The sequence below is a fragment of the Nocardioides sp. L-11A genome, assembly GCA_029961745.1.
In the GTDB taxonomy this organism is placed as follows: Bacteria; Actinomycetota; Actinomycetes; order Propionibacteriales; family Nocardioidaceae; genus Nocardioides.
The window spans coordinates 3,507,805-3,521,451 of the sequence record CP124680.1; the positions used below are offsets into that span (position 1 = coordinate 3,507,805).

At 71.9% G+C, this 13,647-nt stretch carries 12 protein-coding genes; 4 read left to right on the top strand and 8 right to left on the bottom strand.

Features of this window, described 5'->3' with window-relative positions:
- Positions 1 to 50 precede the first annotated feature (50 nt).
- A complete protein-coding gene (locus QJ852_16855; protein ID WGX94821.1) occupies positions 51 to 1,298 on the top strand; it encodes a hypothetical protein in 1,248 nt (415 codons plus the stop codon).
- Positions 1,295 to 2,446 (top strand): AI-2E family transporter, encoded by a 1,152-nt coding sequence (locus QJ852_16860; protein ID WGX94822.1) that lies wholly within the window; start codon positions 1,295 to 1,297, stop codon positions 2,444 to 2,446. The genes QJ852_16855 and QJ852_16860 overlap by 4 nt, the downstream gene beginning before the upstream one ends.
- Before the next feature lie 78 nt (positions 2,447 to 2,524).
- Here the strand turns inward: QJ852_16860 and QJ852_16865 are convergent, their stop codons facing one another.
- Positions 2,525 to 3,487: an EamA family transporter gene (locus QJ852_16865; GenBank protein WGX94823.1), complete on the bottom strand. Its 963-nt coding sequence runs from the start codon at positions 3,485 to 3,487 to the stop codon at positions 2,525 to 2,527.
- A 39-nt stretch (positions 3,488 to 3,526) separates the two neighbouring features.
- On the opposite strand from QJ852_16865, the gene QJ852_16870 reads away from it, so the two are divergent.
- A complete protein-coding gene (locus QJ852_16870) occupies positions 3,527 to 4,066 on the top strand; it encodes a CGNR zinc finger domain-containing protein (GenBank protein WGX94824.1) in 540 nt (179 codons plus the stop codon).
- A 21-nt stretch (positions 4,067 to 4,087) separates the two neighbouring features.
- Here QJ852_16870 and QJ852_16875 read toward each other — a convergent pair whose 3' ends face one another.
- The 7 genes from QJ852_16875 to ccrA form a co-directional block, all read right to left on the bottom strand.
- Entirely contained in the window at positions 4,088 to 5,677 is a 1,590-nt protein-coding gene (locus QJ852_16875) for a thiamine pyrophosphate-binding protein (protein WGX94825.1), read from the bottom strand.
- Positions 5,674 to 6,756: an ABC transporter substrate-binding protein gene (locus tag QJ852_16880; protein WGX94826.1), complete on the bottom strand. Its 1,083-nt coding sequence runs from the start codon at positions 6,754 to 6,756 to the stop codon at positions 5,674 to 5,676. The genes QJ852_16875 and QJ852_16880 overlap by 4 nt, the downstream gene beginning before the upstream one ends.
- Positions 6,757 to 6,786: 30 nt before the next feature.
- Positions 6,787 to 7,629: an ABC transporter permease gene (locus QJ852_16885; protein WGX94827.1), complete on the bottom strand. Its 843-nt coding sequence runs from the start codon at positions 7,627 to 7,629 to the stop codon at positions 6,787 to 6,789.
- Positions 7,629 to 8,438, bottom strand: coding sequence for an ABC transporter ATP-binding protein (locus QJ852_16890; GenBank protein ID WGX94828.1), 810 nt, complete (start codon positions 8,436 to 8,438; stop codon positions 7,629 to 7,631). Before QJ852_16890 ends, QJ852_16885 begins: the two co-directional genes overlap by 1 nt.
- A gap of 5 nt (positions 8,439 to 8,443) precedes the next feature.
- Positions 8,444 to 10,540, bottom strand: a complete 2,097-nt coding sequence (locus QJ852_16895) for an acetate--CoA ligase family protein (protein WGX94829.1) — start codon at positions 10,538 to 10,540, stop codon at positions 8,444 to 8,446.
- Complete coding sequence (locus QJ852_16900) at positions 10,540 to 11,331, bottom strand: enoyl-CoA hydratase/isomerase family protein (protein WGX94830.1); 792 nt, start codon at positions 11,329 to 11,331, stop codon at positions 10,540 to 10,542. The genes QJ852_16895 and QJ852_16900 overlap by 1 nt, the downstream gene beginning before the upstream one ends.
- 65 nt (positions 11,332 to 11,396) lie before the next feature.
- The gene (gene ccrA, locus QJ852_16905) at positions 11,397 to 12,668 is read right to left on the bottom strand and encodes a crotonyl-CoA carboxylase/reductase (GenBank protein WGX94831.1); all 1,272 of its coding nucleotides are present in this window, start codon (positions 12,666 to 12,668) and stop codon (positions 11,397 to 11,399) included.
- Positions 12,669 to 12,842: 174 nt separating this feature from the next.
- Between ccrA and QJ852_16910 the strand changes: the two genes are divergently transcribed.
- On the top strand, positions 12,843 to 13,625 hold the full coding sequence (locus QJ852_16910) for an IclR family transcriptional regulator (protein WGX94832.1): 783 nt from the start codon (positions 12,843 to 12,845) through the stop codon (positions 13,623 to 13,625).
- Positions 13,626 to 13,647: the final 22 nt, after the last annotated feature.

The following is a 13,647-nucleotide window of genomic DNA, read 5'->3' on the forward strand; positions in this document are numbered from 1 at the left end:
TCGTGCACGCACCCCCATGACCGCAGCGAGAGCCAGGGAGGCTCAGTTCCATGAGCGACGAGGGTCTGTCCATCTTCGACGACGAGCCCACCCCGACCGAGGAGCCCAAGACCGTGACCACCAAGGCCGCCGACGACGAGCCCACCCAGGTCATTCCCGCGGTGAAGACGGCCGAGACGCCCGCCGCCGCGCCCCGGCCCCCCGCCGCGGCCCGCCAGGTCGCTTCCCCGCGACCCGCCGCAGCCCCCGCGCCTGCGGGCGCGCCCGCGACCGGACGCCCGGTCGGCTTCAACGCGCCCGGCGCGACGGGCGGCCTGCCGACCGTCCGCAAGGGCGGCTACGACCGCGACGCGGTCGACGCGCAGATCCGCCAGCTCGCCAGCGAGAAGGCCACCCTCGGCGCCAGCCTCACCGAGTCCGAGCAGCGGGTGATCGACCTCGAGAAGGAGGTCGCCCGGCTCCGCGGCGAACTCGCCGAGATGGACAACCCGTCGTACGCCGGCCTCGGCGGTCGGGCCAGCGCCATGCTGCGCCTCGCCGAGGAGGAGGCCTCCGAGATCCGGGCCACGGCCGAGGCCGACGCGGCCGAGGTCCGCGACCAGGCCGCCCGCGACGCGAAGGCGATCCGCGCCGAGGCGGCCCGCGAGGCCGACGACATGCGTGCGGTCCAGCTGCGCGAGCTCGAGGAGAACCGCACCCGGCTGCTCACCGACGCCGAGCAGGAGCGGGCCCTGGCACGCAGCGAGGCCGAGGACACCCTGGCCGCGGCCCGCCGCGAGGCCGACCAGCTCCGGCTGGCGTCGCAGCAGGAGACCACCGAACAGCGCAGCCAGGCGCAGCGCGAAGTCGAGCAGGCGCGCGCGGCGGTCGACCGCGAGGTCCAGGAGGCCCGCCGGGCGCTGGCCATGGAGAAGGAGCGGCTGGCCCGCGAGGCCACCGATCACCACAACACCGCGGTCGCCGAGACGCGCCGCCTGGTCGAGGAGGCCGAGCAGCGCGCCAGCGCCGCGGAGGCCCGCGCGGCCGAGGCCAGCAAGCAGTCCGCCGCCAACCGCGCCGCCGCCCAGACCGAGGCCGAGGGCGTGCTCACCCGCGCGCGACGCGAGGCCGAGCAGGTCATCGCGTCCGCGCGCGCACAGGCCGAGGCCATCACGTCCAGCGGCGACGCCGAGCTGCAGCGCGAGATCGCCGCCAAGCGGGCCGAGCTCGACCGGCTGACCAAGCGCCGTGCCTCGATCACCGCCCAGCTGTCCTCGCTCGCCGACCTCGTCGCCGGCTTCGGCGAGGACGACAGTTGAGCGGGTCCGGCAGTCCGGAGGCCACGAGCGCGGACGGCGTCAGCGAGCACGCCGGGGTCGACCCGGCCGCCGCCGCACCCGCGCCCACCGCGTCGCCGTACGGCGAGCCGGGCAAGCCGTTCAGCCGCCGCTCGCCGTTCTTCGTCGGCTTCGTCGGCGCACTGGGCGCGCTGACCGCGTTCTGGCTCTTCAACGCCCTCCTCGGCATCGGCTCGACGCTGATGCTGATCGTGGTCGCCTTCTTCCTCGCCGCGGGACTGAACCCGGCGGTGGAGTTCCTGGAGCGTCGCGGCCTGCGCCGATCGTTCGCGGTCGTGGTCGTCATCGTGATCGCGCTCGCCGCGGTCGGCCTGTTCCTGGTTGCCATCGTCCCGGTCATCACCGACCAGGTCACCGCGTTGAGCAAGAACGTCCCGGTGTGGCTCGACGAGCTGGAGCGCAACCAGAAGATCCAGGACCTCAACGAGGAGTACGGCGTCCTCGACAAGATCACGGATTTCGTCACCGACGGGGACTTCATCTCCACGCTGTTCGGCGGGGCGCTCGGCGTCGGCCTCAAGGTGCTCGGCGCGCTGTTCAACGCCTTCGTGATCTTCGTGCTCACGCTCTACTTCCTCGCGTCGCTGAAGACGAGCACCCGTGCGGTGTACCAGCTCGCCCCCGCCTCGCGCCGGGAGCGCTTCTCCTCCCTTGGCGACAAGGTGATCGCCAATATCGGCGGCTACGTCTCCGGAGCCTTCATGGTCGCGCTCTGCGCGGGCGTGTGCTCGCTGGTGTTCCTCTACTTCACCGAGGTGCGCGAGTACGCCGTCGCGCTGGCCTTCGTCGTCGCGCTGCTCGACGTGATCCCGATGATCGGCGCGACGATCGGGGCCGTGCTCGTCTCGGCGATCGCGTTCGCGACCGATCTCAAGACCGGCATCGCGTGCGTCATCTTCTTCGTCATCTACCAGCAGTTCGAGAACTACGTCGTCTACCCGCGGGTGATGAGCAAGTCGGTCGACCTGCCGGGCGCGGTCATCGTGATCGCAGCTCTGATCGGCGCCGGGCTGCTCGGCGTGGTCGGCGCGTTGCTGGCGATTCCCACCGCCGCCGCGGTGCTGTTGGTCTTGCGGGAGGTCGTGGTCCGCCGGCAGGACCTGCGCTGACCCTCCCCGAGCGCAACGTCATACGTTCTGTGGGCTGGAGCCCACGGGGCGAATGACGCTACGCCGGGGAACCCACCATCAGACGAGGACCGGCTCCTCCGGCTCGACGAGCACCCCGCGCTCGCCCAGCTTGACGCCGACCACACCGGCCAGGATGAGCGCTCCGCCGAGGAACTGCACGACCCCCGGCAGCTGGTCGAGCAGCAGCCAGGCCCACACGACGGCGGCGACGACCTCGCTGAGCGCGACGAAGGACGCCAGGCGCGAGCCGAGCCGGCGGCCGGCCGCGATCCCCGTCGTGTAGGCGAGGGCGGCCGTGACCAGACCGAGCAGCAGCAGGGCCGCCCACGGCGCGACGTCGATGCCGGCGTACGCGACCTGCTCAGCGGTCAGCTCCATCGGCATCAGCCCGACGAGCCCGAGCAGGCCGAGCATCGCCCCGCCGCTCAGCAGGCCGCCCGCGGCCAGGGTGAGCGGCGGGATCCCGCTGCGCTCGTCGGCGGAGATGACGAAGTACGCCGCCGCGCCGACCATGGCGCCGAGCGCCCAGGCGGCACCCCGCAGGTCGACGTCAGCGCCGGCGAACAGGTCGAGCACCAGGACCAGGCCGAGTGCGGCGACGACGGCGCCCGCGACGGTGAGCCGGCCGGGGCGCTGGCCGTGGACCAGCCACATCCACACGACCACCGCGGCGGGCGCGGTGTACTCGATGAGGAGGGCCGGCCCGACCTCGAGGGTACGCACGGCCGAGAAGTAGCAGAACTGGGCACCGGCGACAGCCAGGCCGCCGTAGAGCAGCATGGTCGGCGCGCCGCGGCGCAGCACGCCCCAGCGGCCGCGGAGCGCGAGCAGGCCGAAGGGGAGGACGACGAGGGCGCCGATGGCGATCCGGATCAGGACGACGCTGCCGGCCGTCCAGCCGTTGTCGAGCAGCGGCCGCGCCAGTGAGCCGGACAGGCCGAAGGCGATCGCCGACGTGAACGCGAAGGCGAGTCCGGTGGTCGTCGCGTCGCGACCGGTGTCACGAGTCAACGTCGTCATGACTCATGACGCTAGGGCCGCATGCGGTAATCTGTCAATGTGGTCTTCGTCCATGACACGGCGCTGTCCCTCCAGGCTGCCGTCGCCCTCGTCAACAGCAGTCTCGACCCGGTGACGATCAGCACTCCCGACGAGCTCGACACCTTCTTCACCGAGTTCGGCTACACCGGCCGCCACGACCACGACCAGGCCGAGGTGGACGCCACCCTGGCCGTCGCGCCACGGCTGCGGGACCTGCTCACCGCCGACCGCGACGACGCGGCCGACATCGTGAACACCATGCTGCGCGACGCCGCCGCACTCCCCCAATTGCGCCGCCACGACGGCTACGACTGGCACCTGCACGCGGTCGACAACGACGCGCCCTTTCCCGACCGGATCCTCGTCGAGACCGCGATGGCGATGATCGACGTGATCCGGGCCGACGAGATGTCGCGGCTCTCGGTCTGCGCCGACGACACCTGCGAGGGCATCGTGCTCGACCTCTCGCGCAACCGATCCAAGCGGTTCTGCTCGGTCACCTGCGGCAACCGCAACGCCGTCGCCGCCTACCGGGCGCGGCAGGCCGAGGAGGGCTGACCCCGACCGACCGCGGACGGCTCATTCCCCCGCGATCGTCGCGGGATCCAGCTCGAGGGCGAGTACGACGGGTCCCGCGGGCAGCGGGCCGAGGCTGTCGAGAACCTCCCTGAGCTCGGCGAGCGAGCGGACCGTGTGCCCCTCGGCGCCGTAGCCGCGTGCGACGTCGGCGAAGTCCGGCCACGCCATCCGGGCGTGGTCCGGGTCTCTGCCGGCGCCGCGCAGGTGGTGGAACTCCATGCCGTAGGCCGCATCGTTCGCGACGAGGACGAGCAGGGGCAGCCGCTCGCGGACCGCGGTGGCCAGCTCGCCCAGGCCCATCATCGCGCCCCCGTCGCCGGCGACGACGAGGGTGAGGCGATCACGGTGGGCCAGCGAGACGCCGACGCCCGTCGCGATCCCCAGGCCGATGGACGCGAAGTTGAGCGTGTGGACGAAGTCCCCCGCCGCGGCCACGTTCAGCTCGCGCCAGGCCGTGTAGACGAACCGGCCGGTGTCGGACACCACCAGGCGGTCGACGGGCAGGGCCGTGTCCACGAGTCGCAGGGCCGCGGTGAGGTCGAGGCCGGAGCCCTCCTCGCTGTCGGCGACGCGCTCGGGAGGCGCTGCCGGGACCCCCGGCCAGTACGGCGCGGCCGGAGCCGACTCGGCTAGCAGCGCGCGCATCCGGCCGGCGGTGATCCCGGCGTCGCCGACGACGGTGGCGCTCGGCGTACCGTAGCGGCCGAAGGCGTCCGCGTCGGAGTCGACCTGCACCACCGCCCCGCGCGAGCCGACCAGTCCGTCGGCGGTCGTGAACCGGTTGAGGCTGGCGCCGAAGGCGACGACGCAGTCGGACTCGGCGAGCAGGCGCAGCGACTCGGTCCGGCCCACGGTCCCGGCGACCCCGAGATCGCCGGACTCCCCCGCGAACATGCCCTTGGCGAGCAGGGTCGTCGCCACCGGCGCGCCGAGCTGACCGGCCAGCAGGAGGAGCTCCTCCCGCGCGTCCCCCGCTCCGCGCCCCGCCAGGACGACCGGCCTCCGCGCCGACGCGACGATGCCGAGCGCCGCGTCGAGCGAGGAGTCGTCCGGAGTCAGTCGCGGGCGGTCGAAGGACACCGCGGCCACGGGCCCCTCGCACGGCGCCGACGCGAGGTCGAGCGGGATGTCGCACACCACGGGCTGCGAGCGCTCCGCTGCCTGGCGCATCGCCCGCTCCAACTGCCCGACCGCGTCCGCCGGGGACGTCACCCGCACGTACGCCGCGTCGGTCAGCCGCGCGGCCGCCTCCAGGTCGAAGCGCTGCAGGTGGTGCGGCACCGAGGGGGTGTCGCCGGTCAGGAGCAGCAGCGGCGACCGCGCCCGCACGGCCTCGGTCAGGGCCGTGAGCGTGTTGGTGAACCCGGGGCCGTGCGTCACCGACGCGGCGCCGAGTCCGGACGTCGTGCGCGCCATCCCGTCCGCCGCGCTCACGGCGCCCGACTCGTCCACGGTGGGGACGAACCTGCCCCCGTGCTCGATGAAGGCGACGACATGCGGGAGATTGCCGTCGCCCATCAGCCCGGTGAGGGTCTCCACGCCGGAGGCGAGGAGCGTCCGAGCGACAGCGGTCGAGACGTCGAGGCTCACTTCGAGGTCCCCGCGGCGCTCACGTCCTCGGCGGTGAAGTCGTTGTAGGCCGGCACCAGCGAGTTGTCGACGTAGTCGGCCACGGGCAGCGCCTCGGGGATGAGGTCGTACTTCGCGAGGAAGGCGGCCGTCGCCTCGGCGCGGTCCTCCGGCGTGTAGCCGTAGTCCTGCTGACCGGCGTTCGCCGGGTCGTACTGCGCGATCGTCGCCTTGAGGATCTCCAGGTCGCGCGCCCGTCCGGCGTCGTCGGACTTGGCGTTGGGGAACTCCGCGTAGAACATGTCCAGCGCCTTCTCCGGGTTCTGCTTCGCCCACTCCTGGGCGACCGCGCCGGCCCGGCCGAGCTTCTCGATCGCGTCGGACTTCTCCTTGATCGCGTCCGTGCTGGCGTACTCGACGAAGTCGAGCAGCATGCCGGCGTCGCTGAAGACGTCGTCCATCACCCGCAGGTCGGTGCCGCTGAGCTCGATCGCCTGGTAGGCGGCGTCCCACAGGTAGAGCCCGTCCACCTTGCCGGAGGTGAGCGCGTTCGCCGCCTGGGCCCCGATGCCGACCGCCACGAACTCGACGTCGTCCCCCACACCGGCCTCCTCGGCCATCGCCTTGGCCTCCGGCAGGCGCGAGGAGGACAGCGACGCGACACCGACCGTCTTCCCGGCCAGGTCCTCGGGCGACCGGATCGCGCTGTCCTCGAGGACGGCGAGTCCGGAGCCGTACTCGGGGATCAGGTTGTAGACGATCTTGATGTCCACGCCCTTGTTGATCGCCGCCATCACCGACGACGGGTTGCCCTGGCCGAGGTCCGCCTTGCCCGCCTGGACCAGCTGGACCGCGACCGACGAGCCGGAGGTCGGCATATAGCTGACCTCGATGCCGTAGTCGTCGAAGAGCCCGAGCCGCTTCGGAACCGCGTAGAGGATCGCCTCCTCCCCCGGGTACGGCGCCTCGTGGCCCATCGCCACCGTGATGGAGTCCTTGTCGTCGCCCGGGTCTCCCGAGCACCCGGTCGCCGCCAGGGTCAGTCCCAGCACGACGGCGGACGCTGCCAGCGCCCGGTTCTTCCTAGTGCGCACACGCATGAGCTTGAGCTCCTTCGAGGGTGGTGCGGCTCAGACGCCGCTGGAGGTGGAGCTGACCTTGGTCCAGAAGACGACCCGCCGTTGGACGAGGACCAGGATCAGGTGGAGGAGGTAGCCGATCAGGGACAGCAGCACCAGCACGGCGAACGAGCCGGAGATGTCCAGGACCGCGTTGAAGGTGAGGATCTGGTTGCCGAGACCCGCCCGGGCGCCCATGAACTCGCCCACGACCGCGCCGAGGAGCGAGAGGACGATGGCGGCGTCGAGCCCCGCGAAGATGTAGGGCAGCGCCGAGGGCAGCTTGACCCGCCGGAACGTCTCGACCCGCCCCGCGCCCATCGCGCGGATCATGTCCACCCGCTGCTGCTCGGTGTTCTGCAGGCCCTCGATCGTGTTGACGATGATGGGGAAGAACGCGACCGTCACCGCGACGATGACCTTGCTGGTCATTCCGAACCCGAACCAGATCACCAGCAGCGGGGCCAGCGCGATCTTCGGCACCGTCTGGAAGGCGACGATATAGGGATAGATGGCGCGCCGGATCCAGCGCACCTCCGAGACGAGGGCGCCGAGCCCGATGCCGAGCACCGCGGCGATCAGGAAGCCCAGCACCGTCTCGGTCAGCGTGTAGCGCAGGTTCGCCAGGAAGGTCCCGTGGACCAGGCCGTCGTACAGGCTCTGCGCGATCATCGACGGCGGCGGCAGGACGATCTCGGAGATGTCCCAGATCCGGACGATCGCCTCCCACGCGCCGACCACGACGACGAAGGTGGCGATCACGGCCAGCCAGTCGGCCGGGACGATGCGGCGCGTGGTGGATCGGCGTGCGGCGGCGGTCCCCCGCCCGGCCCTCACCGCGATATTGGCGGACATCAGTCGATCCCTCCTCGGGCGTTGAGCAGGCCACGGATCTGGGTGGCCGTCTGCTGGAACCTCGGGTCCCCGGTCGCGTCGAGCCGGCGGGGCCGCTCGATGTCGACCGAGAAGTCGGCCACGATCCGGCCCGGACGCTCGGACATGACCAGCACCCGGTCACTGAGGTAGACGGCCTCGGGGATCGAGTGGGTGATGAAGAAGACCGTCTTGCGCTCCTCGGACCAGATCCGCTGGAGGTCGTCGTTCATCCGTTCGCGCGTCAGCGCGTCGAGCGCGCCGAACGGCTCGTCCATCAACAGGATCCGCGGATTGGGCACGAGCGCCCGCACGATCCCGGCCCGCTGCTGCATGCCTCCGGAGAGCTCGGCGGGATATCTCTTCTCGAAGCCGTCCAGTCCGACCATCCGGAGCAGGTCCATGGCGCGGTCGCGAGACCGGGCGACGTCGCGTTTCTGCACCCGGATCGGCAGCAGGACGTTGTCCAGGATGGTCAGCCAGGGCAGCAGGACCGGTTGCTGGAACACGACGCCCACGTCGGGCGAGGGTCCGCTCAGCTCGCGGCCCCCGAGCTGGACCGCGCCCTCGCTCTGGCGCAGCAGCCCCGCCAGGATCTTGAGCAGGGTGCTCTTCCCGCACCCCGAGGGCCCGACCAGCGACACGAAGGTGCCGTCGGCGATCTCGAGGTCGATCGGATGCAGCGCCTGGACCGGGGTGCCGGTGGCCGTCGGATAGGCCAGCGTCACCTGCTCGATCGTGATCAGGCTGTCCGTGGTCGTGGATTCCGACAACACGTCGGTGTTCGACATCGTGCTCACAACTCCTCCCTGATGAACAGAGCATCGACTGCGACTGCGCCGCGGCCCTCGGGCCGGACGAGGACCGGGTTGAGCTCGGCGGTGGCGAGCCGGGACCCGAAGGCGTCGACCAGTTCGCCGAAGGCGACGACCAGATCGATCAAGGCCGTACGGTCGGCTCGCGGCGCCCCGCGGTAGCCGTCGAGCAGGCGCCCGAGCGGCGAGGAGTCGAGCATGCGCTCCACCTCCCGCCGGGTGATCGGCACCGGGGTGGTCAGTGCCCGGCCGCCGAGCTCGGCGAGGACACCCCCCGGCGCCACAGTGAGCACCGGGCCCACCTGCGGGTCCCGCACCACCCCCACCATGCACTCCACCACCGGTCCGGTGACCTGCTGCTGGACGAGGAAGCCGTCCACCGCCAGGTCGGGGACGCCGGCCGCGATGGCGGCGCGCATCTCGGCGACGGCGCGCGCCACGGCCTCGGTGCCCGCGAGCCCCGTGCGCACGCCCCCGACCTCGGTCTTGTGCGCCAGGCCGGGCGACTCGACCTTGACCACTGCGAGGTCCGGCAGCGCGGCGCCGATCGTCTTGACGGCATCCTCGTCGGCCACCAGGAAGGCGGCCGGGGTCTCGATGCCGGCGGTGGACAGCAGTTCGAGCGCCTCCTGTCCGGCGATGACACTGCGTCCCAGCTCGCGACGCGGGACCGTCGGGCGGGCGACCCACGGCTCCGGGGCGGCACCCGATGCCATCAGCGCTCCGATCGCGGTGAGCGCCGGGGTCATCGCGCCGAGGAGCGGAACACCCTGCTCGCTCAGGACCTCGACGATCGCCGGGTCGGCCGGGCCACCCGCCAGGCCGAAGGCCACCACCGGCGCCCCGGGTTGCGCGGCCTGCTTCGCGAGCACCCGCGCCTGCTCCCGGTACAGCTCGGCCTGGCCGTCGCACCCCTGCAGGACGTTGAGGGCGAGGGCCACCAGGCCGACCCGGGGGTCCGAGCGCAGCGCGGTCAGCGCCGCGCTCGCCAAGCCGGAGTCCTCCGCCGCCGCTCCCGTCAGGTCGAGCGGGTTGGCGACCGTGGCGAAGTCCGGCAGTACGTCGGTCAGCTCGGCCGTCGCCCGCTCCCCGAGGCGTGCCGCCGGGATGCCGAGCTCCGTCATCCGGTCGGCGACGAGGCCGGAGCCGCCGCCGGAGATCGACGCCACCGCCAGTCCCCTGGCCGTGGGCCGGATCCGGCTCGAGAAGAGGATCAGCATCTCCCGGAACTCGTCCAGGTCGTCGGCCTGCACCACACCACAGCGACGGAGCAGACCGGCGAGCGCCTCACTGTGACCGGCCACCGCACCGGTGTGCGCCAGCGCCGCCCGCTGACCCAGCTCGGAGCGACCGACGCTCAGTGCCACCACGGTCTTGCCGACCTCGGCGGCCCGGATCGCCGCGCGGGCGAACTCCTCGGCGTCGCGCAGGCCCTCGAGGAAGACCCCGATCACATCCACGCCCGGGTCCTCGGCCAGCGCGGCGACGTACTGCCCGAGCGTCACCGACACCTCGTTACCGGTCGTGATCAGGTGACTCAGGCCCAGGCCGCGCCCGATCGAGGAGTCGGTGACGGCATGCGTCAGCGCGCCGGACTGCATCACGAGTGCGACCCGCCCTGCCGCGAAGGGGGTCACGATCTGCCCGCTGTAGGCGGCGAAGCCCGTGGTCGCGTTGAGGATGCCGTAGCAGTTGGGGCCGCACAGCAGGAAGTCGGACTCGCCGACGAGCCGGCTCAGACGCTCCCGGCGCTCACCTCCCGTCGCGCCCTCGCCGAAGCCGCTGGCGATGAGCAGGCCGGCCCGCGCCCCGCCCGCGATCGCCTCCTCGAGCACGTCGAGCGCCGGCTCCGCGCCGAGCGCGACGGCGACGAAGTCGACCGGCTCCGGCAGCGATCCGAGGTCAGGAACCGCGTCGTAGCCGGCGATGCTCGCGGCGGTCGGATGGACGGGATGGATGCGCGCGGTCGACCCGAACCTGCGCAGGTTCTCCAGGATCTGGCTGCCGCGGTTGCCCCGTGGCGAGGCACCGACGACGGCGATCGACGCGGGGTCCAGCAGCGCCGCGAGCTCGGCCATCATCGCTCCCCGTAGGGCGTGTCCCGCTCGCGGAGGAACGCGCCCATGCCCTGCTCCGCGAGGATGCTCATGAGCCGCTCCTTCTCGGTCACGCCGTTCGATGCCAGCAGGTAGGTGTCGATATAGCGGTGCGCGTCCTGCGCCGCCTTGAAGCCCTGGATGTCGAGCGTGAGCCGGACCGCCCGCTTCGCCAGCGTCGCGGCGTACGCCGGCGCGTGGGCGACCCGCTCGGCCAACCGCTGTGCCTCGGCCCGCAGCTGGTCCGCCGGCACCACACGGTTCACCAGGCCGGACTCGCGGGCCCGCTCGGCGGAGAGCCGGTCGCCGGTCAGGTAGAGCTCGTTGAATGCCTTGAACTGCATGAGCCAGGGCAGCATCAGCAGCGGCGAGAGTGCACCGTGCCGGATCTCTGGCTCGGAGAGGAAGGCGTGCTCGGCGGCGATCGTGAGGTCGCCCACCACCGCGAGGTTGCAGCCGCCGGCGATGGCGCCGCCGTTGAGTGCGGTGATCACCGGCTTGTCGCAGTACCAGATCTTGCTGATCACCGCGGCGTTGCCGCGGGTGTGGTCGTCCCACTCCTGGGAGTTGTCCGGCAGCCCGTCGGCATCGAGGTCGATCCCGGAGCAGAAGATCCGGTCGCCGGCGGCTGTGAGCACGATCGCCCGCACCGAGGGATCGGCGTCCGCCGCGTCGAAGGCCCGGCCCAGCTCCGCGAACGTCTGCTGCCGCAGGGCGTTGTGCTTGGCCGGGCGGTTGAGCGTGATCGTGGCGACACCCGCCGTCACGCTCACCAGTAGATCCTCGTAGCCGTCGGCCCGCACACCCGCCGGTGTCGTTGTCGTCGTCGTCATCCGGCTCAGCCCCGTCCGTCGTTCTCGTCGGCCGCCGCGACCAGCGCGACCGTGTTGCCGAAGACCTGCTCGCCGCGTCCCATCTCGGCATGCACACGCGGAAGGTCGGCGAAGGGCACGACGCGACCGACGCACGGGTCGATCGCCCCGTCCCGGACGAGGTCGTTGTAGGCGCGGGCCTGCTCGTCGTTGGTCCCGTGGCTGCCCTGCAGCCGCTTCTGCCGCGTCCAGTGGTAGCGGAGGTCGACCATCGCGTCGTAGCCGGTCGTGCCGGCGCAGATGACGACCATGCCGCCGGGCTCGCACACGAGGATGCTGGTCGGGATGGTCGCGCTGCCGGGGTGCTCGAACACGATCGCCGGGTCCTTGCGCTCCCCCACGATGTCCCAGACGGCCTTGCCGAAGCGCCGGGCCTCGGCCGTCCATGCCTTCTGCCCGTCCGCGTCGTCGACCAGCGGCGGAATGCCCCAGTGGGAGAAGTCATTGCGGTTGATGTAGCCGATCGCGCCGAGCTTCTCGGCGTACTGACCGCGCTCGTCATCGGAGACGACCGCGACCGCCCGGGCGCCCGCCAGGCTCGCCAGCTGGATCGCCTGGGTGCCGAGACCGCCCGAGCCTCCCCAGACGAGTACGACGTCGCCGGCCTGCAGGGTGTTGCCCGCCCAGCCGTGCAGCATCCGGTAGGCCGTGGTGCCGACCAGGGTCGGTGCCGCCGCCTCGGCCCAGCTGAGCCGGCTGGCCTTGGGCAGGACCTGGTGCGCCTGGACGCGCGCGAACTGGGCGAAGGAGCCGAAGTTCGTGTTGTAGCCCCAGATCTGCGCGCTCGGCGCGATCATCGCGTCCTTGCCCGTGGCGATCCACGGGTCGGCGGGGTCCCAGTAGCCCGGATGGACGATGACCTCGTCTCCGACGCGGATGTCGCTGACGGCATCGCCGGTCGCGTAGACGATGCCCGATGCGTCGGATCCGCCGATGTGGAAGTCGTAGGGCTCGCCCGCCCGCTGGCGGGCCGCGATCACGTCGACCGGGTAGCCCCGCGCCGCCCAGACGTTGTTGTAGTTGACGCCGGCGGCCTTGACGCCGATGAGGACCTCGTCCGGACCGAGCGGAGGGACCTCGATCCGCTCCTCGACCTGGAACGCGGTCTGCGGGTCGCCGAAGCGCTCCGCCCGCACGACGAGCGCCGTCATGTGGCTCGGCACCTCGCCCGGCTCCGGGAGCTGCCCCAGCGGGACCGATCCCTCGAACGTCGCCGCTGACCTGCGGTGCTCGCTCACGTTGCCTCCTTCACTCCCCACCTCCTGTGGTGGAGATCACTCGGTGGCCCGATTGAAGCAGTATGTCTCGCAGAACGGCACTAGTTGTCAGATCTTTTCTGCTGTGCAAGACAAACCGCGGAGCTGTGGGTAGTCTCTTGCCGGTCGGCCCACCTGAGAGCGAGAGGTTCTGCCATGAGCGACCCCCAGCCGGAGCGGAGGCCCGCGTACCTGATCGACTCCGCGGAGAACGCGCTACGGATCCTGATGCAGCTGCGCAACGCCCCGGAGATCCGGGTGACCCAGGTCAGCGACGAGCTCGGCGTGGCCCGCTCGACGGCCCACCGCCTGCTGTCGACGCTCACCTATGTGGGCTTCCTGCGCCACGACCCGATCCGCCGGGCCTATGTGCCGGGCAGCGTCCTCGTCGAGATCGCCCTCGCGTCGACCGGTCACCGCCAGCTGCGCCAGGTCGCCATGCCGCACATCGTGCGGCTCTCCAAGGAGATCGAGTGGACCATCCACCTCTCCGTCCTCGAAGGCTCCGACATCCGGTTCATCGACGGAGCGGAGAGCCCGCGCCCGGTGCGGGTGACCGCGCGCGTCGGCTCCCGGTTCCCCGCGCACAGCACGAGCAGCGGCAAGATCCTGCTCGCCGACCTCCCGAGCAAGCACCTGCGCAGCCTCTACCCCGATCACCCGGCCCCGGTCACCGAGCACACCGTCGACTCCCTCACGGCGCTCGAGCGCGAGCTCGCGACGGTGCGCGAGCAGGGCTACGCCACCAACCTCGGCGAGAACGAGATCGGCCTGCACGCCGTGTCCGTCCCCATCCGCACCGAGCGGTCCGGGCTCGTCGCCGCCATGGCCGCAGCCCGGCCGTCGGTGACCGCCGCGCCGGCGGAGTTCCCCGAGATCATCGCCCGGCTCCGCTCGACCGCGGCCGAGATCGCCCGGCAGCTCGAGGCGGTCGAGTAGGTACGGGCGCCGAGGGCACCGA